Source organism: Amycolatopsis sp. NPDC024027, from assembly GCF_040638975.1.
Taxonomy (GTDB): Bacteria; Actinomycetota; Actinomycetes; order Mycobacteriales; family Pseudonocardiaceae; genus Amycolatopsis.
Window position 1 is genome coordinate 194976 of the sequence record NZ_JBEZYY010000016.1, and the last position, 26823, is coordinate 221798.

General features: G+C 72.1%; 20 protein-coding genes. 7 read left to right on the forward strand and 13 right to left on the reverse strand.

Features of this window, described 5'->3' with window-relative positions; genetic code table 11:
* Positions 1 to 3 precede the first annotated feature (3 nt).
* Together AB0F52_RS33610 and AB0F52_RS33615 are read left to right on the forward strand one after the other, a co-directional pair.
* Positions 4 to 1755: a maleylacetate reductase and hydroxyquinol 1,2-dioxygenase domain-containing protein gene (locus AB0F52_RS33610; RefSeq protein ID WP_360179780.1), complete on the forward strand. Its 1752-nt coding sequence runs from the start codon at positions 4 to 6 to the stop codon at positions 1753 to 1755.
* Positions 1752 to 3497, forward strand: a complete 1746-nt coding sequence (locus AB0F52_RS33615; protein WP_360179782.1) for an FAD-dependent monooxygenase — start codon at positions 1752 to 1754, stop codon at positions 3495 to 3497. Before AB0F52_RS33610 ends, AB0F52_RS33615 begins: the two co-directional genes overlap by 4 nt.
* Before the next feature lie 118 nt (positions 3498 to 3615).
* On the opposite strand, the gene AB0F52_RS33620 is transcribed toward AB0F52_RS33615, so the two are convergent.
* The 4 genes from AB0F52_RS33620 to AB0F52_RS33635 all read right to left on the reverse strand — a co-directional run bounded on the left by AB0F52_RS33620 (position 3616) and on the right by AB0F52_RS33635 (position 9985).
* The gene (locus tag AB0F52_RS33620; RefSeq protein ID WP_360179784.1) at positions 3616 to 4527 is read right to left on the reverse strand and encodes a peptidylprolyl isomerase; all 912 of its coding nucleotides are present in this window, start codon (positions 4525 to 4527) and stop codon (positions 3616 to 3618) included.
* Between the two features lie 66 nt (positions 4528 to 4593).
* Positions 4594 to 6879: a Tat pathway signal sequence domain protein gene (locus AB0F52_RS33625; protein WP_360179786.1), complete on the reverse strand. Its 2286-nt coding sequence runs from the start codon at positions 6877 to 6879 to the stop codon at positions 4594 to 4596.
* Positions 6880 to 6917: 38 nt separating this feature from the next.
* The gene (locus AB0F52_RS33630) at positions 6918 to 9212 is read right to left on the reverse strand and encodes a glycoside hydrolase family 95-like protein (protein ID WP_360179788.1); all 2295 of its coding nucleotides are present in this window, start codon (positions 9210 to 9212) and stop codon (positions 6918 to 6920) included.
* 131 nt (positions 9213 to 9343) lie between these two features.
* The gene (locus AB0F52_RS33635; RefSeq protein ID WP_360179790.1) at positions 9344 to 9985 is read right to left on the reverse strand and encodes a helix-turn-helix domain-containing protein; all 642 of its coding nucleotides are present in this window, start codon (positions 9983 to 9985) and stop codon (positions 9344 to 9346) included.
* Positions 9986 to 10041: 56 nt separating this feature from the next.
* Between AB0F52_RS33635 and AB0F52_RS33640 the strand changes: the two genes are divergently transcribed.
* Positions 10042 to 10878, forward strand: a complete 837-nt coding sequence (locus tag AB0F52_RS33640) for a methyltransferase domain-containing protein (RefSeq protein ID WP_360179792.1) — start codon at positions 10042 to 10044, stop codon at positions 10876 to 10878.
* A gap of 13 nt (positions 10879 to 10891) precedes the next feature.
* Here AB0F52_RS33640 and AB0F52_RS33645 read toward each other — a convergent pair whose 3' ends face one another.
* The 6 genes from AB0F52_RS33645 to AB0F52_RS33670 form a co-directional block, all read right to left on the reverse strand.
* On the reverse strand, positions 10892 to 12307 hold the full coding sequence (locus tag AB0F52_RS33645) for a M1 family metallopeptidase (protein WP_360179794.1): 1416 nt from the start codon (positions 12305 to 12307) through the stop codon (positions 10892 to 10894).
* 80 nt (positions 12308 to 12387) lie between these two features.
* A complete protein-coding gene (locus tag AB0F52_RS33650) occupies positions 12388 to 16293 on the reverse strand; it encodes a Pls/PosA family non-ribosomal peptide synthetase (RefSeq protein ID WP_360179796.1) in 3906 nt (1301 codons plus the stop codon).
* 334 nt (positions 16294 to 16627) lie between these two features.
* Positions 16628 to 18127, reverse strand: a complete 1500-nt coding sequence (gene der, locus AB0F52_RS33655; RefSeq protein WP_360179798.1) for a ribosome biogenesis GTPase Der — start codon at positions 18125 to 18127, stop codon at positions 16628 to 16630.
* A 16-nt stretch (positions 18128 to 18143) separates the two neighbouring features.
* Entirely contained in the window at positions 18144 to 18803 is a 660-nt protein-coding gene (locus tag AB0F52_RS33660; RefSeq protein ID WP_360179800.1) for a lysophospholipid acyltransferase family protein, read from the reverse strand.
* Positions 18800 to 19504 carry a (d)CMP kinase gene (gene cmk / locus AB0F52_RS33665; protein ID WP_360179875.1) on the reverse strand — a complete coding sequence of 235 codons (705 nt, stop codon included), beginning with the start codon at positions 19502 to 19504 and terminating at the stop codon, positions 18800 to 18802. Before cmk ends, AB0F52_RS33660 begins: the two co-directional genes overlap by 4 nt.
* A 90-nt stretch (positions 19505 to 19594) precedes the next feature.
* The gene (locus AB0F52_RS33670; RefSeq protein WP_360179802.1) at positions 19595 to 20161 is read right to left on the reverse strand and encodes a TetR-like C-terminal domain-containing protein; all 567 of its coding nucleotides are present in this window, start codon (positions 20159 to 20161) and stop codon (positions 19595 to 19597) included.
* A gap of 91 nt (positions 20162 to 20252) precedes the next feature.
* Between AB0F52_RS33670 and AB0F52_RS33675 the strand changes: the two genes are divergently transcribed.
* Genes AB0F52_RS33675 through AB0F52_RS33685 form a run of 3 tightly spaced genes read left to right on the forward strand, consistent with a single transcriptional unit; the run spans position 20253 to position 22342 of the window.
* Entirely contained in the window at positions 20253 to 20621 is a 369-nt protein-coding gene (locus tag AB0F52_RS33675) for a DUF4267 domain-containing protein (protein ID WP_360179804.1), read from the forward strand.
* A 37-nt stretch (positions 20622 to 20658) separates the two neighbouring features.
* The gene (locus tag AB0F52_RS33680; protein ID WP_167384818.1) at positions 20659 to 21141 is read left to right on the forward strand and encodes a cation:proton antiporter regulatory subunit; all 483 of its coding nucleotides are present in this window, start codon (positions 20659 to 20661) and stop codon (positions 21139 to 21141) included.
* Between the two features lie 7 nt (positions 21142 to 21148).
* Positions 21149 to 22342, forward strand: coding sequence for a cation:proton antiporter (locus AB0F52_RS33685; protein ID WP_360179806.1), 1194 nt, complete (start codon positions 21149 to 21151; stop codon positions 22340 to 22342).
* Here the strand turns inward: AB0F52_RS33685 and AB0F52_RS33690 are convergent.
* On the reverse strand, positions 22339 to 24186 hold the full coding sequence (locus tag AB0F52_RS33690; protein WP_360179808.1) for a Xaa-Pro dipeptidyl-peptidase: 1848 nt from the start codon (positions 24184 to 24186) through the stop codon (positions 22339 to 22341). The genes AB0F52_RS33685 and AB0F52_RS33690 overlap by 4 nt on opposite strands.
* A gap of 67 nt (positions 24187 to 24253) precedes the next feature.
* On the opposite strand from AB0F52_RS33690, the gene AB0F52_RS33695 reads away from it, so the two are divergent.
* A complete protein-coding gene (locus AB0F52_RS33695) occupies positions 24254 to 25072 on the forward strand; it encodes an SAM-dependent methyltransferase (RefSeq protein ID WP_360179810.1) in 819 nt (272 codons plus the stop codon).
* A gap of 17 nt (positions 25073 to 25089) precedes the next feature.
* On the opposite strand, the gene AB0F52_RS33700 is transcribed toward AB0F52_RS33695, so the two are convergent.
* A complete protein-coding gene (locus tag AB0F52_RS33700; protein WP_103338605.1) occupies positions 25090 to 25842 on the reverse strand; it encodes a pseudouridine synthase in 753 nt (250 codons plus the stop codon).
* Positions 25829 to 26497: an SMC-Scp complex subunit ScpB gene (scpB, locus tag AB0F52_RS33705; RefSeq protein WP_360179877.1), complete on the reverse strand. Its 669-nt coding sequence runs from the start codon at positions 26495 to 26497 to the stop codon at positions 25829 to 25831. The genes AB0F52_RS33700 and scpB overlap by 14 nt, the downstream gene beginning before the upstream one ends.
* Positions 26498 to 26823 lie beyond the last annotated feature (326 nt).

A 26823-nucleotide genomic window follows, 5' to 3' on the forward strand; every position in this document is an offset into this window, starting at 1 on the left:
CGCATGACCTCGTTCAGCTACGCCGCGAACCCCGTCCGGGTGGTCTTCGGCTCGCTCGACACCCTCGGCGCGGAGGCGGACCGCCTCGGGCTCGGCCGGGTCCTGCTGATCGGCCGCCCGCGCCACGGCGACCGGGCCGCGGCGGCGCTCGGGCCCCGGCTGGCCGCGCGCTTCGAAGACGCCACCATGCACACCCCGGTCGACGTCACCGAACGCGCGCTCAAGGTCGCCGCGGAGAACGACGTCGACGGCGTCGTCGCGATCGGCGGCGGCTCGGCGACCGGCCTGGCCAAGGCCATCGCGCTGCGGACGGGCCTGCCGCAGCTGATCGTCCCGACGACGTACGCGGGTTCCGAGCTGACGTCCGTCCTCGGCGAGACGGCCGACGGCCGCAAGACCACCCGGCGGACCCCGGCCGTCCGGCCGGAGACCGTCCTCTACGACGTCGGGCTCACCCGTTCGTTGCCGGTCCCCGTGTCGGCGGCGAGCGGGCTCAACGCGCTCGCCCACGCCGTCGAAGCGCGCTACGCCCCGGACGCCAACCCGATGACCGACCTGCTCGCCGCGGAGGCGACGAGGCTGCTCATGGACGCCCTGCCGCGGATCGCCACCGATCCGTCCGATGTGGACGCCCGCACCGACGCGCTGCGTGGGGCGTGGCTCGCGGGGACGTGCCTCGACGCCGTGTCGATGGGCCTGCACCACCGGCTCTGCCACCACGTCGGCGGCAAGTTCGGGCTGCCGCACGCCGAGACGCACGCCGTCCTCCTCCCGTACGTCATGGCGCACCAGGGCCTCGACGACGCCGCGGAGGTGTTCGAACTGGCCGCGTCGCTCCCGATCCCGCATTCGCTGGCCGAGCTGGGGCTCACCGAAGCGGACATCGAGGGCGAGCCGGAAGCGGACCTGCTGCGCGCCGCGTTGCACGGCGTCCGCCCCGCGATGCCGCCGAGCCTCAAGGCGCTCACGAAGCAGGTGGTCGACAGCTTCGCCGGGGCGCCGGACCGAGTCCGCCTGCTCCTGACCGACCTGGTCGAGACGCTGCACGGGTACGCGATCCGCACCGGCCTGACCCAGGACGAGTGGGAGTACGCGATCGGCTTCCTGACCCGCGCCGGGCACATCACCACCGACACGCGGCAGGAGTTCATCCTGCTGTCGGACACCCTCGGCGTGTCGAGCGTGGTCGACGTGCTGACCAACTCGCGCACGCCGGACACGACGCCGTCGGCCGTGCTCGGCCCGTTCTACGTCGACGGCCCGCCGGAGACCCCGCAGGGCGCCGACCTCGCGGACGGTCTGCCCGGCACTCCCCTGTCGGCGGACATCCGCGTGGTCGACACCGCGGACGCGCCGGTCGCGGACGCGATCGTCGACGTCTGGCAGTCCAATGAGGACGGTTTCTACGACGTCCAGCTGCCCGAAGTGGACGGTCCGGTGCTGCGCGCCCGCTTCCGCACCGACGCCGGAGGACGGCTCCGCTTCCGGACGATCGTGCCGAGCGCGTATCCCATCCCGGCCGACGGCCCGGTCGGGCAGCTGCTCGACGCCGTCGGGCGGCACCCCTACCGGGCGCCGCACGTGCACTTCATGATCGCCAAACCCGGCTACCGCACGCTGATCACGCAGCTGTTCGTCGCCGGCGGCGAGTACCTCGACTCGGACACCGTGTTCGGCGTCAAGGACGGCCTGATCGTCGACTTCTCCGAAGGCCGGCTCGACTTCACCTTCCGCATCTCGGGGAGCGACGCATGAGCTACGACACCGACGTCATCGTGGTCGGCAGCGGCCCGGCCGGCGGCGCCGCGGCGCTGCTGCTCGCCACCTACGGCGTGCCCACGGTGCTGGCCACCAAGTACGGCTGGACGGCCAACACGCCCCGCGCCCACATCACCAACCAGCGGACCATGGAGGTGCTGCGCGACCTCGGCGTCGAGGACAAGGCCCTGGCCGCCGGGACACCGCCCGAGCTGATGGGCGACACCGTGCTCTGCACGTCGCTGACCGGGCCGGAGATCGGCCGGATCGCCAGCTGGGGCACCGGCGACCGGTCGGCGTCCGAATACGCCGCCGCCAGCCCGTGTCACATGATCGACCTGCCGCAGACCTACCTGGAGCCGATCCTGGTGAGCGAAGCCGCCGCGCGCGGCGCGAAACTGCGGCTGGACACGGAGTTCCTTTCCTTCGCCCAGGACGATTCCGGGGTCACCGCCCGCTTCCGCGATCGCGTGCGCGGCGACGAGTTCACGTTGCGCGCCAAGTACCTCATCGGCGCGGACGGGGCCCGCAGCCGCGTCGCCGAGCAGGCCGGGCTGCCCATCGCCGGGCAGACCGGCAAGGCGGGCAGCATGAACATCACCTTCACCGCCGACCTCGCGCGGTACGTGGCGCACCGGCCGAGCGTCCTGTACTGGGTGATGCGGCCGGGCGCGCACCTCGGCGGGATCGGGATGGGCCTGGTCCGGATGGTGCGGCCGTGGAACGAATGGCTGCTGACCTGGGGCTACGACATCGCCCAGCCGCCGCCCGCGGTCGACGCCGGGGAAGCGACGCGGCTGGTGCGCGACCTGGTCGGCGATCCTTCGCTGGACGTCGAGATCACCTCGACGTCCCTGTGGACGGTCAACCACAACTACGCGACCGAGTACCGCGCCGGCCGGGTGTTCTGCGCCGGGGACGCCGTGCACCGGCACCCGCCGTCCAACGGGCTGGGCTCGAACACGTCCGTCCAGGACTCCTACAACCTGGCGTGGAAGCTCGCGATGGTGCTGCGCGGCGAGGCGGGCGAGGGACTGCTGGACAGCTACACCGCCGAACGGGCGCCGGTGGGCAAGCAGATCGTCGACCGGGCGAACCTCAGCCGCGACCAGTTCGGGCCGATCTTCGCCGCGCTCGGGATCTCCGGCGGCACCGACGCCGACGGCATCACGGCCGGGCTCGAGACCTGCCTCGCCCCCACGGCCGAGGGGGCGCGGAAACGGCGTGAGCTGGAGCAGGCGATCGAGCTCAAGCACTACGAGTTCAACGCCCACGGCGTCGAGCTGGACCAGCGGTACGTGTCCGGGGCCGTGCTGCCCGACGGCGGTCCAGCTCCTGGTCCCGACCGGGACCCCGAGCTGTTCCACCGGCCGAGCACCGAGCCGGGGGCGAAGCTGCCGCACGCGTGGCTGGTCGGGCCGCACGGCCGTCGCGTGTCCACTTTGGACCTTGTCGGCGGCGGCCGCTGGACGGTCCTGACCGGGCTCACCGGCACGCCGTGGCGCGACGCGGCGGCCAAGACCGGCGCGGAGCTGGGCCTGGACCTGCGGACGGTCCGCATCGGCGACCCGGGCGCCCGCGACGCCTACGGCGACTGGTCCCGCCTGAGCGGCATCGACGAGGACGGCTGCCTCCTGATCCGCCCCGACGGCTACGTCGCCTACCGCCACCCCACGCAGTCCCCCACCCCCGCTCCCACCCTCCTCCAGGCCCTCCGCCACCTCCTCGCCCGTGACTGAAGGGGCATCTCGCGTGCTTGCCGAGGCATCTCGCGTGTCTGGAGAGGCATCTCGTCCGATGCCCCGCCAATCACGCGAGATGCCCGCTCAATCACGCGAGAGGCCTCTTGCCGCACGGTCAAGAGGTGACGTGGGTGAGGGTTACGGGGGTTTTGGGCGGGCCGCTGCCGTCGCCGATGCCGGGCTTGGACTGGTCGATTCCGCCGCGGGCGACCCGGTCCAGGGTCGCCAGGCCGGGGTCGTCGATGCTGCCGAACACCGTGTACTCGGGCGGGATGCCGATCTCGCCGAAGACCAGGAAGAACTGGGAACCACCGGAGTCCGGGGCGGACGTCTTCGCCATCGCGACGACGCCGCGGCCGTAGGTCAGCTCGGGGAACACCTCGTCGCGGATCGTGTAGCCCGGACCGCCGGTGCCGTCGCCGACCGGGTCGCCGCACTGGAGCATCTGAAATCCCGGGGTCACCGACAGCCGGTGGCACGACGTGCCGTCGTAGAAGCCCTGCTTCGCCAGGCTCAGGAAGTTCACCACGGTGCACGGCGCCAGCGCGCGGTCCAGGGTGAGCCCGAGGTCGCCCGCGGTCGTCGCCACCCGCACCTCGGCCGTCCCGGTCGACGGCGCCGGCCCGTCGGGCGGCAGCGCGGCCTTCTTCGGCGCCGGCGAGACCGAGTCGGGGGTGAACGCGCACGTCACCGGGTCGGCCAGCGGCTTCGCCCGCTTCGGCATCGGGGCCCGGCCACCCGGCAGCGTCACCGGAGTACTCGGCCCCGTCGGCGGCGGGGTCACGACCGTCGCCGGAGCGGTGGGCCGGTGCCCCGGCGCGACCTCCGCCTGCCCGTTCAGCTCACGCAGGAACCCGGGATACCCCCAGGCCAGGAAGGCCAGCACCATCAGGACGACGACCCCGGCCGACCCGGCGATCAGCACCACGGCGGCCGGGGACGTCTGCTTCGGCGGCACCGGTGGCCGCCACTGCGGGTAGTGGTACGGCGGCCGGCCCTGCCCGGGTCCGCCGTCCGGCTCGCTCATCCACGCTCCCGTCGTCGGAGAGCACCATTCTGCCGTGCGGGCCGCCGTCCCGGGCGAAAACGCCGATCACGGCAGACCCCAAGGCGCACTCGTCCCGCCCGGCGCGACCGGCCGGACGCCGAAGTCCGGCCGATCCCCCTTCCGGTAGAGGAACGCGTCTTCACCGCACCCGAGTTCGACCTGGACGTCCCCGGTGGCCAGCCGCCACCAGCGCCGGGCCCGGCCCCGCGCGTCCGTCACCGCGAGTTCGCCGTCGATGCCCGGCCGCAGCACGCACGGCGCCCCGGCCTCGCTGTGCACCTTCAGCCAGCGCGTCTTCCCGCCGGTGCGGGACGCGCTGAGCAGGAACGCGCCTTCGGTGCGGAAGTCCCGCAGCGCGACATCGCCCCAGGCCGCGGGCACCGCCGGGAACAGCCGGACCACTCCGCCCCAGCTCTGGACCAGCATGTCCTGCAGGGACTTCGCCGCCGAGAGCGGCGTCTCGATGACCGGCCCGGACTCCTTGTACATCGTGTTCGGCTGGATGTACCGCCGCTGCAGCTCGCCCAGGTAGAACGCGGCCTGGTCGCCGCGCAGCATCTGCGCCGAGATCGACGCGGCCCCGGTGAACGTGTAGCCCTGCAGCGCTCCTTCGAAGCCGACCCAGTGGTTCAGCGACGTCTCGATGATCGCCCGGTGCTCCGGCTGCTCCCAGGTGATGTCGTAGAGCGGGTAGATCTGCAGCAGGTGCGAGTAGTGCCGGTGCGACTTCGCGAACGGCACCCCGGCGCCGATCATGTAGCCGTTGGCGTCGGCCGGGTAGTCCACCAGGGTCGCCAGGACGTTCCGCCACTTCGGCGCCAGTGGGTCGCCGGGCGCGGTCTGGAGCAGCGTCTTGCAGCCCCAGCGGATCAGCGAGAGGTCGTAGTTGCAGTCCGGGGCGTTGACGCCGTACTCGGGCGAGAACGTCGGCGGCAGGTGCAGCTTCCCGTCCGGCCCGGGCGCGAGGAAGTGCAGGTAGTAGTTGATCGCCTTGCACAGCAACGGGAACAGCGTGCCGTGCAGGAGTTTCCGGTCCATCGTGTGCCGGTAGGACAGCCACACGTTGTGCAGCGCCCAGGTCAGGTTGCCGACCTCGGGCGTCGGCGTGTCCTGCCCCGGGATCCCGACCGGGAACCCGCTGGTGGCGTTCGAAAGGCCGTTGAGCAGCGTCATGTCGGTCGTCCGCGGGATCCCCGCCGAATCGGCCTGGTACGGCTGCGCCACCTGGCTGGCGAGGTTGGCGCGATACTTGTCCAGCGCATAACTGACCGCGTCCAGCTCGAGGTGGTTCGAGCCCTGGATGAGCCAGTATTCGAGCTGGACGTTGAGGTTCCACCACGTCGCCGGCCACGGCGTGTTCTCCAGCCACGGCCCCGAGGTCGCCATCACCGGCGCCTCGCGCCGGGCCGCCGAAGCCACCTTGTACAGCTGGATCCAGTAGAAGCTCTGCAGCCGGGTGTCCGGAATGGACAGGAAGCTCGCCCGGTAGTAGTCGTGCCACCAGCGCCGGTGGTCCTGGGTGAGCGCGCCGAACTCCGGCGCCCGGCGGATCGTGCCCAGTGCCCGCGTCACCGACGTCTTCTCGGGGTGCGACCACGCCACCGACGTGTAAAGAGTGCGGGCACCGCCGCGCGTGACTTCACGCCACGCCGTCACGTGCTCGCCACCGGCCAGCAGCGGCTGGACGGCCAGCCGCGCGTCACCGCTCGCCGACAGCTGCACCGGCGGGTTCGCGGTGTACCCCGCCGGCGGCGGCTTGTTCCACACCGGGTCGGCACGCGGGCTGACCGCGACCGCCGGGTGGAACACCCACTCGAACCCGCGTTCGCCTTCGGACGGGCGGATTTCGACGGCGAGCAGCGACTGTCCGGTGTGGACGATCGCGCGCAGGCTCAGGCTGCCCGCCGCGGTCGTGATCGTGCCGGTCAGCTCGGCGTTCCACAGGTCCATCCGCCAGTCGATCGCGGTGATCGCGCCGACCGGCTCGAGCGTGAAGTACCCGATCGGCAGCCGGGCCAGGCCGAACAGCGAGCCGAACTCCGGGCGGTGGTCCTGGACCTGGCTGTGCTGGACGTTGAACCGGAGCGCGTTCTGCCCGGGTTCGGCGTAGATGCCGGAGCCGAGGAACCCGTTGCCCAGGAACGGGCCTTCGTACCAGGTCTTCGGCAGCCGCCGCCAGTACAGGTCCGCGGTGCCCAGGAACCCGGCCCAGCCGAAGTCGTCGCTTCCGGGTGCCGCGGCCGCTTCGGCGAACGCGAACGCGGGGGTCATGCCGGCGGCGGCGAGCCCGGCGAGCGCTCCGCCGAGCACGGTCCTGCGGGGGATGTCCATTCCGACCTCCTTGTCGAAAACGAATGTCGAAAGCGGGTTCAGTTCGGCAGGCCCCACGCCGGCGCGGGGCCGAGCGCGGGAACGTCCCGTGGCGCGAAGTCCGGCCGCCCGCCCCGCGGGGTGACGACGGCGGTGCCGCCGCGGCGCAGCGCGATCGCGATCCGGCCGGGCCCGGCCGGCCGCCACGGCAGCCGGCGGCCGTGCTCGTCGCGGACGTCGACGTCCCCGGCGACACCGTGCTGGAGAACCAGCGGCTCACCGGCTTCGCTGCGCACGCGGACGAACTCGGTCCGGCCGTCGCGGCGGGAGGCGTCCACGAGGAACGCGCCTTCCGCGCGCAGCCCGGCGATCGAGGCGTCGCGCCAGGTCGCCGAGACCGACGGGAAGACCTTGAGCACCCCGCCGGATCCCTGCATCAGCATGTCCACCACGGACTGGGCGGCGGTGATCGGGCTCTCGATCGCGAAATTGGACCCTTCGCGGTACATCGTGTTCGCGGTCAGTTCGGTGTCGGCCACGATGTTCCGGTCGAGGAAGAACTTCAAGTAGCGCAACGCTTCTTCGGGGGCGTCCATCACCGAGTTCATCGACGACGCCGCCGCGTAGCTGTAGCCGTGCCACGCCGTCTGGTCGGCGGCCCAGTGGGTGAAGGTGCGCGTCATGAGGTCGCGGTCGCCGGGTGCGTCCCAGACCTTCTCCCGCAGCGGGTACAGCCAGAGCAGGTGCGAGAAGTGCCGGTGCGAGGCGGCGAGGGGGACGCCGTCGCCGATCAGCACGCCGTTCGCGGGATCCTCGTGGTAGGGCACGAGTTTCGCGCCGATTTCCCGCCAGATCGGCACGCGCGGCTCGTCGAGGCACAGGAGGCGGGCGGACTCGACGAGCGTGCGGGCCGCCCATCGGATCAGCGACAGGTCGTAGGTGCAGTCGGGCGCGTCGGCGTACTCCGGCGACCGGGTCAGCGGCAGGTGCAGCGAGCCGTCCGGGCCGGTGAACAGGAAGTGGCGGTAGAAGTTCAGCGCTTTCGCCAGCGTCGGGTACAGGACATCGCGCAGCACGCGCTTGTCCAGGTGGTGCCGGTAGGACAGCCACACGTTGTGCAGGCCCCACAGCAGGTTCCCGGTCTGGTCGGTCTTGGACGTCGTCCCGGGGACGCCCACCGAGCGCGTGCCGCCGGGGCGCAGCCGCCAGTCGCCCGGGTGCGAGAGGGCGAACGTGTCGCCGTCGCGGTACGCGGGCGGGACGGACACCTCGAGGTTCGCGTGGTCGCGCCGGAAGGTCTCGGTGACGGCGTCGAGTTCGGGGTGGTTGCTGCTGTTGACGATCGGGTAGGTGACCTGGACGTTGAGGTTCCACCAGACCGCGGTCCAGCTGTTGCCGACCTCGGGGAACCACGGCCCCCATTCGGAGACGACCGGCCCGTCCGCGCGGGTGGCGGCCGCGATCTTGTACAGCTGGATCCAGTAGAACCGCTGCACCTGCTTGTCGGGCACCGAAACGAAGCTGCGCCGGTGGTAGTCGTTCCACCAGCGGCGGTGGCGGGCGAGCAGCGCGTCCGGCGGGGCGGCAAGCGCTTTCCGGACGGCCGCGCGGGCGTCGGCGGTGTGCGTGGTGCCCGGGAAGCTGTAGGCGACGGCGGCGGCGAACAGCCGTCGCGTGCCGATCGCGCGTTCCTGCCACGCGGTGGTGTACCCGCCGCCGGCGAGCATGGGCTGGGAGCAGTAGCCGTCACCGGTCTCGGGCGCCGGGTTGGCGACGTACTCGGGCGGCTTGCGGACGGTCCGGGTGGTCGCCGACTCCAGCGGCTGGAACGCCCAGGTGGCGCCGGTTTCGCCCGCGCTCGGCGTCAGCGAAACGAGCAGCACGCTCAGGTCGTTGTGCACGACGGCGGAGAAGGCGACCGAGCCCCGCGTCGTGGTGATGGTGCCGCCGAGTTCCGCGTTGTAGAGGTCGAGGGTCCAGTCGACGGCGGTGATCGCGCCGGCGAGGGTGAGCGTGAGGAAGCCGATGGGCAGCCGCGAGAGCCCGATCCCGGCTTCCCACTGGATCCGCTGGTCCTGCACCTGGGTGTGGCTCAGCATGACCTTGAGTTCTTGCGAGGTCTTGCCGGCGTAGACCTGCGCGCCGAGGTAGCCGTTGGCGAGGAACGGGCCTTCCTGCCAGTTCTTCGGCAGCCGCTGCCAGATCATCCGTGCGTCGGCGGCGACATCGCGGTGGGGATTCCCACCGGTGGCGAGTGCAGGTGGGGCGGCTCGGGCCCACAGGCCCCCGAAGGCGGCAGCCCCGGCCAGGACCGAGGCAGAGCGGAGCACCGTCCGCCGGGACACTGCGTCCATGAAGCATCCTCCGAATTCATACTACGTTTCGGCGAGATCATGCGGCGGCGTGCGGCCATACTTGCAGAGAGGTGCCCAAAAGGCCAGAGGAGTTCACTCGGAAAGCGGCATATACATCCGATGAATGACGGTCAGTCCTCGCTGTCCCGGCGACAGAGCTGGGCTGCCAGGGTGTCGCCCGCCCACTTCTCCCACCGCTCGGACGACCAGCCGCGGTCGCGGACGAACACCTGGTAGAGCTCCGGGCTGAGCAGCCCGAACAGGAGGTCGGCCGCCTGCTCGGCGGTCACCCCCGCGCGGGCGCCGGGCTTGGCGACCAGCGCCCGCGCGGCCTCGAGGTGCACCGTGAAGCGCGGGTCGCCGTCGTCCCACTGCCCGGCGAGCGCCGGATCGGCCGCGGCGGCGGCGCGCAGCATCTCGACGATCGGGGCGACGCGCTCGAGGATCTCCCGCGTGCCCCGGACGTGCAGCCACAGCTGGGATTCGGCGACCGGGGCGGCGAGCGCCTCCCGGAACCACGGCCGGTCCATCGTCGCCACCGGCTCGGCGTCGCCGGCGATCGCCACGTCGACCAGTTCCTTGAGCAGGACCCGCTTGTTGCCGAAGGTGAAGTAGATCGTCTGCACGGCGACGCCGGCCTGTTCGGCGATCTCCTTGAGCGTCGTCGCGCCGTAGCCCTTGCGCACGAACAGCTCGCGCGCCGCGTCCAGCATCCGCCGCCGGGTCTGCGTGGCGTTGCGAGTCCGTTTCGGCCCGTCCTTGCGCTGCTCCATGACTAGAGTGTAACTCTAGAGCTTGACTCTAGTAACGTCGATCCCCGGAGGCACTCATGCACGCGGTCGCCAACGCCGAAGCCGCCGAAGCCTGGAACGGCTGGGAAGGCGTGCACTGGGCACGCCACCGCGCCCGGTACAACGCCATGGTCGGCGCCTTCAACGACAGCCTCTTCCGCACCGCGGCGATCGCCCCCGACGACCACGTCCTCGACGTCGGCTGCGGCACGGGCCACGTCACGCTGCTGGCGGCGCGGCGGGCCGCCAGCGGACACGTCGTCGGCGTCGACCTCTCGGCTCCGATGCTGGAACGCGCCCGCGCCGACGCGGCCGCCGAGGGCATCGGCAACGTCCGGTTCGACCAGGGAGACGCGCAGGTCCACCCCTTCCCCGGCGCCGGCTTCGACGTCGCGATCAGCCGGGGCGGGGTGATGTTCTTCGGGGACCCGGTGGCCGCGTTCGCCAACATCCGGCGCGCACTGCGGCCCGGTGGCCGGCTGGTGTTCCTCGGCCCGCAGGGCGGCGGCCCCGACAGCGACTACGCCCGCGCCACCGCGGCGCTCAAGCCGCTGTTGCGCGCACCGTCGCCCGCGTCGCGCGGCATGGGCTCCCTGGTCGACCCGGAGCGGATCCGCGAGGTGCTGGGAGCGGCCGGGTTCGGCACGGTCGAGGTCGAACCGGTCACCGCACCGATGGACTACGGCCGGGACGCCGCCGATGCGGCCGAGTTCATCCTCGGTCAGGGCCCGGTGCGCGTGAACCTGGCCGGCCTCACCCCGGACGTCGTCGAACGGACGCGGGAACAGCTGCGAGAAGGGCTCGAGGCGTACGAAACTCCCGAAGGCGTCCGGATCACCGGCGCGGTCTGGCTGGTGCGCGCGACCCGCCCCTGACCGGCGGACCGCTTCAGGGAAGCGGCGGCAGCGCCGGCGTCTCCAGCCAGCGGGTGAAGAACGCACTCAGCGAGCGCCCGGCGTGCGCCTCGGCCGCGGCGACGAAAGCCGCCGTCGTGACCAGCCCGTGCCGGTGCTCCTCGGCCCACGACTTCAGCAACGCGAAGAACGCCGGGTCCCCGATCTCGGCCCGCAGCGCGTGCAGCGTCAGCCCGCCGCGCTTGTAGACGCGCTCGTCGAACATCCGGGCCACCCCCGGGTCGGCGATCCGGACGTCCGCCGGCTTGGCCTTGATGCGGGTGTACCAGCTGCGGGCGAGCGCCGCGGCGGACATGCCGCCCGACTCCTCGGACCACAGCCACTCGGCGTACGTCGCGAAGCCCTCGTTCAGCCAGATGTGGCGCCAGTCGGCCACCGTCAGGCTGTTGCCGAACCACTGGTGGGCCAGCTCGTGCAGCACGAGCCGCTCGTGGGTGCGGCGGCCGTCGACGTGGTTGGCGCCGAAGATCGCCATGCCCTGGGCCTCGATCGGGTCGTCGAGGTCGTCGTCGGTGACGACGATGACGTACTCGCCGAACGGGTACGCGCCGAACAGCCGCTGCAGGAACTCCATCATCCGACCCTGCCGCCCGAAGTCGCGGTCGAACGCGCGACGCAGCCGCGGGGGCACGGCGGCCCGCTGCGGCACCGTTTCGAAGATCGACTCGACCTGGCCGGTCGCGCGCCCGATGCCGAGGCTCAGCCGGCGCAGCCCCACGCCCGTGTGCGGGAACCAGCCGCGGCCGGTCAGCTCGACCTCGTCGTAGCGGCCGATCTGGACGCTCATCAGGTACGTCGCCGTCGGCTCGCGCCGCTCGAATACCCACCTCGTGGTGCTGGCCGACGTCGTGCGCTCGACCAGCGTGCCGGTGACCGCGACCAGGTACGGAGACGCCGTCGTCACGCTCACCCGGTAGGCCGCCTTGTCCGACGGGTGGTCGTTGCACGGGAACCACGACGGCGCGCCGACCGGCTGGCTCGCCACCAGTGCGCCGTCGGTCAGCTCGTCCCAGCCGACGTCACCCCAGCGGCTCCCGACCGGGCGCGGGTTGCCGACGTAGTGGACCTCGACGGTGAACAGTGCACCCGCCGGGATCGACTTCGCCGGCTTGACGTGCAGCTTCGCGCCGCGCTTGAGGTACTTCGCGGGCTTGCCGTCGACGAGCACGCGGTTGATCCGGAACTCGCCGAAGTCGAAGCTGACTCGGGACAGCGCCTGCGTCGCTTCCGCGGTGATCACCGCGGACGCCGACAGCCGGTTGGGCGCGACCTTGTAGTCGAGGTTCAGGTCGTAGTGCCGGGTCCGGTAGCCGCCGTTGCCGTGGGCGGGCAGGTAGGGGTCGCCGGAGGTGTCCGCGCCGGGTGCGGGAGCGGGAGCCTTCGAAATCACCCGTGGCGAACCTTTCGTCGTGCGTGCTGGGACCAGGCTCGCACGGACGGGTGAGTCCGGCGCGCCTGGTCCTGCATTCGTTACTTACCCGGCCACGCGGAGATCGGGTTGCCCAGCCAGCGCGTGTCGGCCGGCACCTCGTCGCCGCGGGTCACCAGCGAGCCCGGGCCGACCGTCGTCCGGGCGCCGATGCCCGCGCCCGGCAGCACGATGCCGTGCGGGCCGAGCGTCGCGCCTTCGCCGAGGGTCACCCGGGACATGCTCATGATCCGGTCGTGGAACAGGTGCGTCTGCACGACGCAGCCGCGGTTGATCGTCGCGCCGTCGCCCAGCTCGACGAGGTCGGCCTCGGGCAGCCAGTACGTCTCGAGCCAGACACCGCGGCCGATCTTGACGCCCATCGTGCGCAGCCAGGCGCTCAGCAGCGGCGTGCCGCCGATCGAGCCGATCAGCCACGGCACCGCAAGGGCCTCGACGAAGGTGTCGGCCAGCTCGTTGCGCCAGACGAAGGAGCTCCACAGCGGGTGGTCGACCTCGCGGAACTTGCCGACCAGCAGCCACTTCATGACGGTCGCGGTCAGCGCCGCGACGATCCCGGCGGCCAGCAGCGCGGGCCCGGCCAGCAGCGCGGCGACGCCGAAACCGAACGCCGTCGCCGTCCACAGCAGGCCGAAGGCGACCACGACGGTCAGCGCGACGCCGCACATGACCGGGACGATCCGGCACAGCTCGACCAGCGCCCGCGCCGCCTTGAGGTGCAGCGCCGGGGTGTAGGTGCGGCTCGTGTCGGCGTCGCCGATCGCTCGGCGGACCGGCAGCGGCGGCATCCCGAGGTACGACGAGCCCTTCTTCGCCTTCAGCGGCGTCGAGGACAGGACGCCGACCAGGCCGCGCTTCGGCACCGAACGGCCGGGCGCGGTCATCCCCGAGTTGCCGAGGAAGGCCTGCTTGCCGATCCGCGCCGGGGCGACGTGCAGCCAGCCGTGGCCGAGCTCGTAGGTGGCGACCATGGTGTCGTCGGCCAGGAACGCGCCGCTGTCGACCTTGGTCATCTTCGGCAGGGCCAGCACGGTCGAGGCCTCGACGTTGCGGCCGACCTTCGCGCCGAGCAGCCGCAGCCAGACCGGTGTGAACAGGCTGGCGTACAGCGGGAACAGGCCTTCGCGGGCCATGCTCATCAGGCGTTCGGTGGCCCAGACCTGCCACGCGACGCGGCCGTGCACCGGGTGGTAGCCCTCGACCATGCCGATGCTCAGCGACCGGACGCCGACGAGCACGAGCAGCAGGTACGTCAGGAAGTACGCGGCGGTCGCGACCGGCACGAAGACCAGCGCGCGGGTGAACGCGTCCAGCAGCGTCGGCGCGCCGACGATCGCGTAACCGAGCACGGCGACCCCGGCCAGCGCGGCCACGCCGGGCAGGAAGCCGAGAGCCAGCGAGGTCACGCCGTAGACGACGGCCCAGAAGTGCGACCGCGGCGGGCGGCTCGACGGCCACTTCAGCGCGTCCTTCGCGTCCTTGCCGTCCTTCCCGACGGGCGCCGCGGGCGAACCGGCGAAGTGCTGACCGGCCTTGACCACGCCGCGGACGGTCGACCCGGCCGCGATCTCCGCGCCCTTGCCGACGCGGACACCCGGGAACAGCGTGCTGCGCGCGCCGACACGGGCTTCGGCGCCCACGTGGACCTTGCCGATGTGCACGACGTCGCCGTCGACCCAGTGGCCGGTCAGGTCGACCTCGGGCTCGATCGCGGCACCGCGGCCCAGCTTGAGGAAGCCGGTGACCGGCGGCGGCGAGTGCAGGTCGACGTCCTTGCCGATCCGCGCGCCGAGCGCCTTCGCGTACGTCGTCATCCAGGACGCGCCGGCGACGCTGTCCGCGCCGGAGAACTCCGCGAGCTTCTCGGCCGTCCAGAGTCGCAAGTGGACACTGCCGCCGCGCGGGTACGTACCCGGGCGCACGCCCGAGAGCAGCACGCGCGCGCCGCCCGCGGCGATGGCGATCCGGCCCGCCGGGCTGAACAGCACCACCCAGGCCAGGCCGATCCACGCCCAGCTCAGCGTCGGCGCCCAGGCGAACCCGAGCAGCGACAGGACGTTCGACAGCGCGGCGGCGAGCGTCGCCCAGCGCAGGCCGACGAGGCCCATCAGCGGGACCATCAGCAGCGTCTGGACCACCCCGGCACGGCGCTTCGTCGGCGCGATCTCCCGGCGTTCGGTGGCCTGGCTGCTCAGCGCGTCCAGCATCGTGGCCAGCGCGCCCAGCTTGGGGTGGGCGTAGACGTCGGCCACCGACACCTGCGGGTGCCGGGTGCGGATGCGGGCGACCACCTGGGCGGCGGTCAGGCTGCCGCCGCCGTGGGTGAAGAAGTCCGCCTTCGGGCTGTCGACCGAGACACCGAGGATTTCGGCCCAGCCTTCGGCGAGCCACGTCTCGGTCGGGGTCAGCCCAGAAGCCTCCACTGTGGACAGTGGCCACGGGAGCGCGGCGCGGTCGACCTTGCCGGAGGTGCGGGTCGGCAGGTCCTCGACGACGGCGAGCAGCGGGACCAGCGCGGCGGGCAGGTGCTCACGCAGCCGCGTCGCGGCCTGGTCGAGGTCGAAGCTCTCACTGGCAGGGACGACGTACCCGACGAGGACCTGGTTGCCCGCCTTGGTGCGGCGGACCGCGGCGGCCGCGCCCTGCACGCCCGGCAGGGCCTGCAGCGCGGCGTCGACCTCGCCCAGCTCGATGCGGCGGCCGCCGAGCTTGACCTGCTCGTCGAGCCGGCCGAGGAACAGCAGGCCGTCTTCTTCGGCGCGGACCATGTCGCCGGAGCGGTAGGCCCGCTCCCAGCCCAGCGACGGCAGCGGCGCGAACTTCTCGGCGTCCTTGGCCGCGTCGAGGTAGCGGGCCAGGCCGACGCCACCGATGACGAGCTCGCCGGTCTCGCCCATGGCGACCGGCTCGCCCTCGTCGTTGACCACGGCGAGCTGCCAGCCGGCCAGGGGCAGGCCGATGCGGACCGGGCCCTCGCCGGTCAGCTGCGCGGCGCAGGCGACGACGGTGGCCTCGGTCGGGCCGTAGGTGTTCCAGACTTCGCGGCCTTCGACGGCGACGCGCTCGGCCAGCTCCGGCGGGCACGCCTCGCCGCCGAAGATGAGCAGGCGGACGTCTTCGAGCGCGTCGGCGGGCCACAGCGCGGCCAGCGTCGGCACGGTGGAGACGACGGTGATCCGCTGCGCGACCAGCCACGGGCCGAGGTCGACGCCGGTGCGGACCAGCGCGCGGGGCGCCGGGACCAGGCAGGCGCCGTGCCGCCAGGCCAGCCACATCTCTTCGCAGGAGGCGTCGAAGGCGACGCTCAGCCCGGCCAGGACGCGGTCGCCGGGGCCGATCGGCTCGTCGGTGAGGAAGAGCTCGGCCTCGGCGTCGACGAAGGCGGCGGCACTCGCGTGGGTGACCGCGACGCCCTTGGGCTTGCCGGTGGAGCCGGAGGTGAAGATGATCCACGCGTCGTCGGCCGGGCCGGGGGTGCCTTCGCGGCCACCCGGCGTGCTGTGGACGTTGATGTTGCCGTCGGTGGCGACCGCCGCGACCTGGGCCTCTTCGAAGACCAGCTCGGCGCGCTCGTCCGGGTCGTCCGCGTCGACCGGCACGTACGCGGCGCCGACGGACAGCGTGGCGAGGATGGCGATGTACAGCTCGGCGGTGCCGGAGGAGATCCGGATGCCGACGCGGTCGCCAAGGCCGACGCCGTAGCCCTGGAGGCGACGCCCGTAGGCGTCGATCTCCTCGAGGAGCCGCCGGTAGGTCAGGGTGGTGGTGCCGTCGTCGATCGCGGCGGCGTTCGGGTGCCGCTCGGCGGTGGCGGCGAGGACGTCGAGGAGGGTGCGCTCGCCGGCGCCGGGGCCCGACCAGAACAGGGCCCGGTCGGCGACCGGGGCCAGCGTCACTCGGGCGGCCACTTCGGGGGCGGACTCGGCGGGTTCGATGGTGACGGTCATCGGACGTGCACCTCGACCGTGCTGAAGACGTGCAGGGACGAACCACGGGCGCGCAAGCCCACCACTCACCTTTCGGGAGCCTCCACCGGGCTTGCTCTCCGATTGAGGCGCCCGCAACGACCTTTCACCATACCCGCAGGTGAAGGAAAGATATCCCCTGGATCACGCTAGCGTGTCGGACCTCACCCCGGACCGGACGACTCGCGTACCCAGACGGCGAACACGCGTACCTGGCCGGACGACACGCCGGATCGCCGACGATTCGTCGTGTCGTCCGGCCCGGTACGCGTGTCGTCCATCCAAGTACGCGTGTCGTCCGAAACGGGTCAGGAAATCACCGGGTTCGGGCGGCTTTTCCGCCGACCTTGGGCCTCGCCTTCTTTTCCCGGACCCGCACATTCACCCGGACGGGGCTGCCGGTGAAGCCGAACTGCTCGCGGAACTTGCGCTCGATGAACCGGCGGTAGCCCGCCTCGAGGAAGCCGGTGGTGAACAGCACCAGCGTCGGCGGGCGGATGCCGGCCTGCGTCGCGAACAGCACCTTCGGCTGCTTGCCGGAGCGGACCGGCGGCGGGGTGGCCGCGATCAGGTCGGACAGCCACGCGTTGAGCTGGCCGGTCGGCACCCGCTTGTCCCAGGAGGCCAGCGCCGTGCGCAGCGCCGGCGCCAGCTTGCGCACCGAACGGCCGGTCAGCGCCGAGATGTTGACCTTCTCCGCCCACGGCACCCGGACCAGGCCGCGGTCCAGCTCGCGGACCATCGCGTAGCGGCGGTCCTCGTCGACCAGGTCCCACTTGTTGAACGCCAGCACGCAGGCACGGCCGGCCTCGACGACCATGGTCAGCACCCGCAGGTCCTGCTCGGACAGCGGCTCGGCCGCGTCGAGCAGCACGATCGCGACCTCGGCCGCGTCGATCGCGGTCTTGGTGCGCAGCGAGGCGTAGTACTCGGCACCGGCGGCGAAGTTGACGCGCTTGCGCAGGCCCGCCGTGTCGACGAACCGCCAGGTGTCACCGTCCAGCTCGACCAGCGAGTCGACCGGGTCGACGGTGGTGCCCGCCACCGAGTCGACGACCGAACGCTCCTCTCCGGAGAGCTTGTTGAGCAGGCTCGACTTGCCGACGTTCGGCTTGCCGACCAGCGCGACGCGCCGCGGCCCCGACGTCGCGGCGCCACCCTCGCGCGGCGACTCGGGCAGGGCCTTGAGGATGGCGTCGAGCAGGTCGCCGGAGCTGCGGCCGTGCAACGCGCTGACCGGGTGCGGCTCGCCGAGGCCGAGCGACCACAGCGACGCGGTGTCCGCGAGCAGGCGGTCGTCGTCGACCTTGTTGGCGGCCAGCAGCACCGGCTTCTTCGAGCGGCGCAGCACCCTGGAGACGGCCTCGTCGGTGGCCGTGGCGCCGACCGAGGCGTCGATGACCAGCAGGACCGCGTCCGCGGTCTGCATGGCCAGCTCGGCCTGGGCGGCGACGGACGCCTGCAGCCCGGTCGCGTCCGGTTCCCAGCCGCCCGTGTCGACCAGGGTGAACTTCCGGCCACCCCAGTAGGCGTCGTAGGCGACGCGGTCGCGGGTCACGCCCGGCACGTCCTGCACGACAGCTTCGCGCCGGCCGAGGATGCGGTTGACCAGCGTCGACTTGCCCACGTTCGGGCGGCCGACGACGGCGAGCACCGGCTGCGCGAGCGCGGCCTCCTCGGCCAGCTCGGCTGCCTCGATCTGCGCGTCGAGCGCGGCGAACTCGGTCTCTTCCGACCAGGTGCCGTCGACTTCGCCGACGCTGTCCAACTCCGCCGACGTACTCTTTCCCGCGGAGGCGGGATCATACACTGCCATCAGAACCCAATTTCCCTTATGGCGAGCCGAATCCGTTTTCGGAACGCCAATCGTCCAAAGTCTTCACGAGCGCCGCGAGCTCACCGCGCAGCTCTTCGGTGCCCTGGTCGAGCCCGGTCTTCCCGGGACCGACCTTCAGCGAGAACGGCTCGCCCACGAGGATGTCCACTCGCGGCCGGAACCGTCGTTTGCCGTCGGCCGGCTTGAGCGTGCCCCGCGTCGCGACCGGGAGCACGGTCGCGCCGGAGGCCCGGACCAGCCAGGCCGCGCCGCGTTCGGCCGCGCCGACGTCCCCGGTACCGCGGGTGCCTTCGGGGAAGATCCCGACGACTCCGCCGTCCTTCAGGACGCCGACCGCGGTCAGCAGCGGCTTGCGGTCGATCTCGCCGCGCTTGAGCGGGATCTGCCCGATCGCCAGCATGAACTTGCCGACGATCCCACCGAACATCTCGGCTTTGACCAGGAACGCCGAACGCCGCGGAAGCATTCCGAAGATCAGTTGCGGCTCGATCATGGAGCTGTGGTTGGCGATCACGAGCAGCGACCCGGTGGCGGGGACGCGCTCGCGGCCGTGCACCCGGATGCGGAAGGCCGAGCGCAGATAGTACCGGGCGAAGACCCGCCCGGCGTCGTGGAGCCTGCCGACGGATCCCTGCGGGAGTCCGTCAGCGGTCATCGCACGACCTCGGCGTTGCACCCCGCCAGCAGACCGCGATGGCTGGCCAGCTCACTGAGAGCGACGATCACCTGGTCGATCGACAGCTCGGAGGTGTCGACGGGCACGGCGTCCTCGGCCGCGCGCAGCGGCGAGGCGGCGCGGGTCGAGTCGAGGTGGTCGCGGCGCTCGACGCTCGCCCGGGCGTCGGCGACCGACGACTGCCGCCCGGCCGCGGTGTCCTGGGTGCTGCGGCGCGACGCGCGGACATCGGCCGAGGCGGTCAGGAAGACCTTGAGCGGCGAGTCCGGCGCGACGACGGTGCCGATGTCCCGGCCCTCGACGACGATCCCGCCGCGGTGCGCCACGACGTCGTCGATGATCTGCCGCTGCCGCGCGACGAGCAGGTCCCGCACGTGCGGGACGGCGGAAACGGGCGAGACGGCCTTGGTGACCTCGGGCCCGCGGATGTCGGCGGCGACGTCCGCGCCGGCCAGGCGGATCTCGGGCCGGTCGGGGCTGGTGCCGATGGTGAACTCGGCCCGGTCGGCCAGTGCGGCGACGGCGTTCGCATCGGCCGGGTCGACGCCGGCGCGCAGCACGGCGAGGGTGACCATCCGGTACATCGCACCGGTGTCGAGGTAGCCGGCCCCGAGGCGCTGGGCGAGCTTGCGGGCGACGGTGGTCTTCCCGGTCCCCGACGGGCCGTCCAGCGCGACCACACCACGTAGGGCTCCCGTCACCAGCACTCTCCTTGCGTTCTCGTCTCGGTCGGCTCGGCGTCCATTCTGCCGGTCGGGCCCCGGAGGAGATCAGTCGCCCCGCGTGCCGAAGCGCGCCACCACCAGCGCGAGGCGCTCGTCACGGTTCTCCGGTGACAGCCGACGGCCGCGATCCAGCGTCACCAGGCCGTGCAGCGTGCTCCAGAACACCTCGGTCAGCACACCGGCGTCCTGCTCCCCCGCCACCGGCTCGATGACCGCGAGCAGCTCCGCGAAGTTCGCCTTCATCACCTCCGGGGTGTCGTCCTGGGCGAACCGCAGCTCCGACGCGAGGGTGAACATCGCGTCGTAGAGCGCCGGTTTCGCCTCGGCGTACTCGATGTACGCGCCCGCGATTCCGGCCAGCCCACCCTCGCGCGCTCCGGCCAGTGCCGCGGCCAGCTCGGCGAAGCCCTCCAACGCGGCCGCGGTCATGATCGCGTCCTTGCCGCCCGGGAAGTGGCTGTAGAGCACCGGCTGGCTGTACTCGATCAGGCCCGCGAGCCGCCGGGTGGTGACCGCGTCCCAGCCCTCCGCCTCGGCGAGCTCCCGGGCCGCGGCGACGATCCGCTGCCCCCGCTCGGTCCGGTCGCGCACACGCCGTTGTCGCTGGGTCATACGTCACATGCTAGCACTGCTAGACAAACTAGCGCCGCTAGGTTAGCGTTGCTAGCAATCCTAGCAACGCTAGAAAACTGGAGGGAACACCATGCTCGTCACCGGCTACATCCTCGTCGGGATCGTCTCGCTCGGGATCATCTACGTCGGCCTCAACTACCTCTTCGCGCCGCGGAAGATCGCCCCCGGCTTCGGCTTCACCGAGGTCCCCGAGAACGCCGACACGTTCTTGAACGTCAAGGGCGGCCGCGACATCGGGGCCGGCCTGGTCCCGCTGACCCTGATGATCTACGGCGACCCGCACGCGCTGGGCTGGGTCATCCTCGTCGCGGCCCTCTGGCCCGTCTTCGACATGCTGATCGTCCTGCGCCACCGCGGGAAGAAGGCCATCGCCTTCGGCGTCCACGGCCTGACCGCCGCCGTGATGGCCGTCGCGGGCCTGCTTCTGCTGCTCGGCTGAAATCCCGCGAATCGGACACCTGGGTTACGGTGGTTGGGTGAACGTCGAAGTAACTCCCCTGCCCGGCATCGGGGTCCGGAAGGACTTCGCCACCCGTACCGGCCGCCGCATCGGCGTCGTCACCCAGCGGGACGGCCACATCGAGCTGATCGTGTCCAAATCGGACGATCCCGATGCCTGCGCCGCCTCGATCCCGCTCACCGCGGACGAGGCCGGCGCGCTGGCCAACCTGCTCGGCGCGCCGCAGCTGGTCGCCCAGCTGACGGAGGAGCACCGGGACCTGCCCGGGATCAGCACCCGGCAGCTGCCGATCAAGCCGTCCGGCCCGTTCGACGGCCGGACGCTCGGCGACACCGCGATGCGCACCCGCACCGGCGTCTCGGTGGTCGCGGTGGCGCGGGCCGGCCAGGTGCACCCGTCGCCGACGCCGGACTTCACGTTCACCGGGGGCGATCTGCTGGTCGCGGTCGGCACGAGCGAAGGCCTCGAAGCCGCCGCCAAGATCCTCAAGTACGGCTGAGCGGCCGATGGACCACACCGCGCTGTCCCTGATCGAACTGGGGGCGGTCTTCTTCGTGCTGGGCGTCCTCGGCCGCCTGGCCGGCAAGATCGGCCTTTCCCCCATCCCGCTCTACCTGCTCGGCGGCCTCTGCTTCGGGCAAGGCGGGCTGATCCCGCTGACCGACATCGGCGGCTTCACCCACCTGGCCGGCGAAATCGGCGTCGTGCTGCTGCTCCTGCTGCTCGGCCTGGAGTACTCCGCGGCCGAGCTGTTCACCGGGCTGCGCCGCTCGTGGACGGCGGGCCTGCTCGACATCGTCCTCAACGCCGCCCCCGGCGCGGCCGTCGCGCTGCTGCTGGGCTGGGGCCCGGTCGGCGCGATGGTGATGGCGGGCGTCACGTACATCTCGTCGTCGGGGATCGTCGCCAAGGTGCTCGGCGACCTCGGCCGGCTCGGCAACCGCGAGACGCCGGTGGTGCTCTCGATCCTCGTGTTCGAGGACCTCGCGATGGCGCTCTACCTGCCGATCCTCACCGCGGTGCTGGGCGGCGTCTCCCTGCTCGGCGGCTTGGAAGCCGTCGGCATCTCGCTGCTGGTGATCACCGTGGTGCTGGTGGTCGCGCTCAAGTTCGGCCGGTACGTCTCGGCGGCCGTCGACAGCCCGGACCGCGAGGTGTTCCTCCTCAAGGTCCTCGGCGCGGCGCTGCTGGTGGCCGGGCTGGCCTCGGCGATGCAGGTGTCGGCGGCGGTCGGGGCGTTCCTGCTCGGCATCGCGATCTCCGGCTCCACGGCGGAGAACGCGACGCGCATGCTGGAACCCCTGCGCGACCTGTTCGCCGCGGTGTTCTTCGTGGTCTTCGGGCTCAACACGAACCCGGCGTCGATCCCGCCGGTGCTCGGCTGGGCGATCGTGCTGGCGGTGGTGACGACGCTGACCAAGGTCGGCACCGGCTGGTGGGCGGCGCGCCGCCAAGGCATCGGCCGCCTGGGCCGCGCACGGGCCGGCGCGGCCCTGGTCGCGAGGGGCGAGTTCTCGATCGTGATCGCCGGCCTGGCGGTGGCGGCGGGCGCGGTGACCGGCGAACTGGCGGCCTTGGCCACGGCGTACGTCCTGCTGATGGCGATCCTCGGCCCCACGGCGGCCCGGGTCGTCGAGCCGATCGCCCGCGCCCTGCAACGGAAAACGACCCCTAAGAGGGCGCCGGCCGAGGCGAACTAGCGCAGCTCCGCCCGGGCCGCCGACGGCACGTGTTCGCCGCCGGTGACGACCGGGTGGGTCGTCGCCGCGGGCGGGATGCCCACCAACGGCACCGATGCCGAGGTCTTCGCCAGGTCCAGCGTCACCCGGCCCGGCTGGGCCGGACCGCGGATGAAGCTGCCGTCCGTGCCGCCGATGATCAGCGCCAGTGCGTGGCCGCGGGGCACGATGTGGTCCGTCGACGCCAGCCGGAACGTCATCGTGTACGCCGTCCCCGGCGTCAGCGGTCGTTCCTGGGACAGGGACGCGTAGTTCGCCAGGTCCGCCCAGCCGCGGCTGAGGATCGTGTAGCTCACCTTCTTCACGTCCGCCGTCGCCACGCGGTAACAAGCGTCGTCCCCGGACGTCGACGCGCCCCAGCAGGTCTCCGACGTTCCCGTCTTGATCCCCTCGCCGGTGCCCGCGAAGTTGCGGATCGTCGCCGGGCCGAGGTCCACGAGCAGGGCCGACAGCCGCGCCGACGACGTGCTCGGCGTCGCCGTCACGGTCACCGACGAAGTTCCCGAGACCTGCAGGTCGGCCGCGAGCGTCCCGGTCGAGTAGGTCAGCGCCGCACTGCCCGGATCGGTCACCCAGGTGTCCTCGCCGATGCCCGGGTTGTCGGTGAACGACGCCGTGCCGGACGCCGCTCCCGTGCCGAGCGAGCCGGAAGCGTGCGGCCGCAGGGTCGTCCCCACCGCCCCGGCCGCCGGGTACGCGCTCTGGTCCGCCCACTGGTCCGGCTGCCGCTCGACACTGGCCGCCGGCCCGTTCTGGACGCCGTTGTCGATGCCGAGCAGGTAGTGGTCGAACCACCGGTGCAGCAGGTCGGCCCAGTCCGCGCGCCGGTAGTCGAACGGGTCGACGTGCCCGGTCTGCGACAGCCAGATCTTCTTCTCGACGTTCAGCCCGGCCCACCACTGTCCGAAGTGGATGGTCTTGACGTTGAGGTCGTTGACGCCGTGGGACAGCAGCACGCTGGCGCGCACGTTCCGCGCGTTCGTGACGTAGTCCCGCGCCGCCCACAGCGGCCCGTAGTCGCCGTTCGCCGTCGCGCCCTGCCGGAGGAGCTGGTTCTGCGCCGCGCAGTTCTGCCCGCTGTTGCGCGCTTCGACCGTCTGGGCCAGCCCGTCCGGGTTGAAGCCGAACGTCGCGCCGTCGGAGCGGTAGTAGTCGTACCAGGAGCTGATCGCCGAGATCGGGACGATGGTCTTCAGCCCGGCGACGCCGGTCGCCGCGACGCCGTTGGCGATCGTGCCGTCGTAGGACTTGCCGATCATCCCGACGTTCCCGGTGCTCCAGCCCGCGGTGACCGCGCTGCCGCCGGTCTTCGCGGTGTAGCCGGTCGCGCGGCCGTTCAGCCAGTCGACGACCTTGCGGGCCGAATCGACGTCCGAGGCGCCGCCGATGTCCGTGCAGCCGGCCGACCGGTTCGTCCCGGCCAGGTCGACCAGCACCGCGGCGTAGCCCCGCGGCACGAAGTAGTTGTCGTAGAACAGCGGGAACTTCACCGGTTTCCCGGCGCTGTCGTAGGACTTCAGCTCGCTCTCGTTGCCGCGCCCGCAGCAGGAGTAGTACGGGCTGGCGTCCATGATCACCGGAACGCGTGACGCCGCTGCTTCACCCGGCCGGACGATGTCGGCGGCGACGCGGTCCGAACGGCCGTCGCCGTCGCCGTCGCGGCCGATGTCGACCCAGACGGTTTCGCGGACCGCCTTCGCGTAGTCGTAGACCGGTTCGCTCGCAGACGGCGCCGCCGCGGCGGCCGGGGCCACCGCGCCGGACAGGAGCACCGCGAGGACGCCGCACACCACACCGAGTCGCATACCGGTCACGCTAGCGAGCCGGGGCCGGAGCCTGCTACGGCGGAAAGTCGGGCGTACGTTGGAAATCGTGACCGAGTTCCTGCCCGCGGTGAGCCGTACGGCCATCGGCGTCGCCGCGTTGCGCGCCTACGAAAGCCGCCGCCCGGACCGCCTGTTCGACGACCCGTACGCGGCCGCGTTCTTCGAAGCGGGCCGCTCGGCGCTGCCCGGCACCTCACCCGAGGGACCGCAGGCCGGGCTCGGCGCGATGTTCTACCCGCAGGTCGTGATCCGCACCCGCTTCTACGACGACCACCTGCTCGGCAGCGGCTGCCCGCAGGTCGTGCTGCTCGCGGCCGGGCTGGACGCGCGGGCGTTCCGGCTGGCCTGGCCGGTCGGCACCCGGCTGTTCGAGCTGGACCTGCCGGAAGTGCTGGCCTTCAAGGACGACGTGCTCGACGAGCAGGGCGCCGAACCTTCGTGCGAACGCGTCGTCGTGCCCGCGGACCTGCGCGAAGACTGGGCGGCCCAGCTGCGCGGCGCCGGGTTCGACCCGGCCGCGCCGACCGCGTGGCTCGCCGAAGGCCTGCTGATGTACCTGACGCGCGAGGAGGCCGAGCGGCTGCTGACCACCGTCGGCGAGCTGTCCGCGCCGGGCAGCCGGCTCGCGTTCGAGCACCGGCCGGGCACCCCGCCGGACAGCCTGATCGCCCGCGCGAAGGCGGCCGCGGGCGGCGAGCACGTCACCTCGCTGTGGCGGGGCGGGCTCGGCGGCCGGGCACCGGAGTGGCTGGCCGCCCACGGCTGGGCGCCGTCGACGGTCACCCGCGCCGAGCTGGCCACTGCCTACGGCCGGCCCTCGGACGACGACGCGACCGCCGGTGGCTTCGTCACCGCGGTGCGGTGACGCCCGCGAAAAGCGGGTCAGAGTTCGACGTTGCGGTAAAGCGCGCCGACCTCGCCCTTCGTCAGCCGCCGGATCGAGCCGACGCGCTGGTTGCCGAGCTGGACGTCGCCGACCGCGGTGCGGACCAGCTTGAGCACCGGGTGGCCGGTGTCCTTGAGCAGGCGGCGCACGATGTGCTTCTTGCCCTCGTGGATCACCAGCTCCACCAGCGACTTGCCGGAGTGCATGTCCTTGACGCGGAACTGGTCGACCTTGACGATGCCGTCCGGCAGCTCCCAGCCCTTGCGCAGCTCCTTGCCGAGCCCGCGCGGGACGAGGCCGTCGACCTCGGCCAGGTAGGTCTTGAGCACCCGGTACGACGGGTGCATCAGCCGGTGCCCGAGGTCGCCGTCGTTGGTCAGCAGCAGCAGGCCCTCGGTGTTCTCGTCGAGCCGGCCGACGTGCACGACGCCGGGGGTCTCCTCGTAGCGGCCGCGCAGGTAGTCGCCGACGCACGGGCGGCCACGGTCGTCCGACATCGTCGAGTGCACGCCCTTGGGCTTGTTCAGGGCGAGGTAGATCAGGTCGTCGCGCAGGTTCACGCGGGTGCCGTCGACGTGGATGATCGCGGCGTCCGGGTCGACGCGGCGGCCCAGTTCGGTGACGACCTCGCCGTCCACCTCGACCCGGCCGGCGACGATCAGGTCCTCCGCCGCGCGCCGGGAGGCGACCCCGGCCTGCGACAGCACCTTCTGCAGCCGGACGCCGTCGGGGTGTTCACTGGATGTCATCGATGGTGTCCACTTCGGGTAGCAACGGAGCGATGGCGGGCAGGTCGTTCAGTGACGACAGCCCCAGTCGCTCCAGGAACAGCTCGGTCGTCACGTACAGCGTGCCGGTCGTCTCGGGATCGGTCCCCATCTCTTCGATGAGGCCGCGCGCGAGCAGCGTCCGGATCACGCCGTCCACGTTCACGCCGCGCACCGCGGCGACCCTGGCGCGGGTCACCGGCTGCCGGTACGCGATCACGGCGAGGCTCTCCAGCGCGGCCCGGGTCAGCTTCGACCGCTGGCCGTCCAGCAGGAGCTTCTCCACGAACGGGGCATAGACGTCCCTAGTGTAGAACCGCCACCCTTCGCCGACGCGCCGCAGGTCGATCCCGGACGCCCGGTCGGTGAACTTCTGCGCCATGGTCCGCAGCGCGACGACGATCCGCGACTTGGGCTGGCCGAGGGTGTCGGCCAGGAGTTCTTCGCCGGCGGGCGAGTCGACGATCAGGAGCAGCGCTTCGAGGGCGGCTTCGAGGGCCTCGTCGGAGGTGACGTCCGGCAGGGCATCGGCATCCCCGGCGGCGACCAAGCCGGACTCGGGATCGGCCGGGCCGGGCTCGGCCGCGGCTCCCTCGACAGGCACTTCCGCCTCGGCGGCGGCTTCCTCGACAGGCACTTCCGCCTCGGCGGCGGCCTCCTCGACAGGCTCCTCCAGCGCAGCGGTGGCCTCCTCGGCAGGCTCCTCCGGCGCAGCAGCGGCTTCCGGCTCAGCCGGCGCAGGCTGGTCCGGGTCGGCAACGGCTTCAGGCTCGGCGGGCGCATCCTCGCCCAACCCAGCAGCAGCTTCCGGCTCAGCGGGCGCATCCCGCTCAGCGGCAGCGTCGTCCTCGACCAGCGGCTCCACCGGGTCGCCGTCCTCGGTCACCGGCTCGCCGGAGAGTGCCTCGTCCAGGGCCAGCTCCGCCGCGGCCTCCTCCGGCTCGCCCGTGGGCGGCTCCGGTG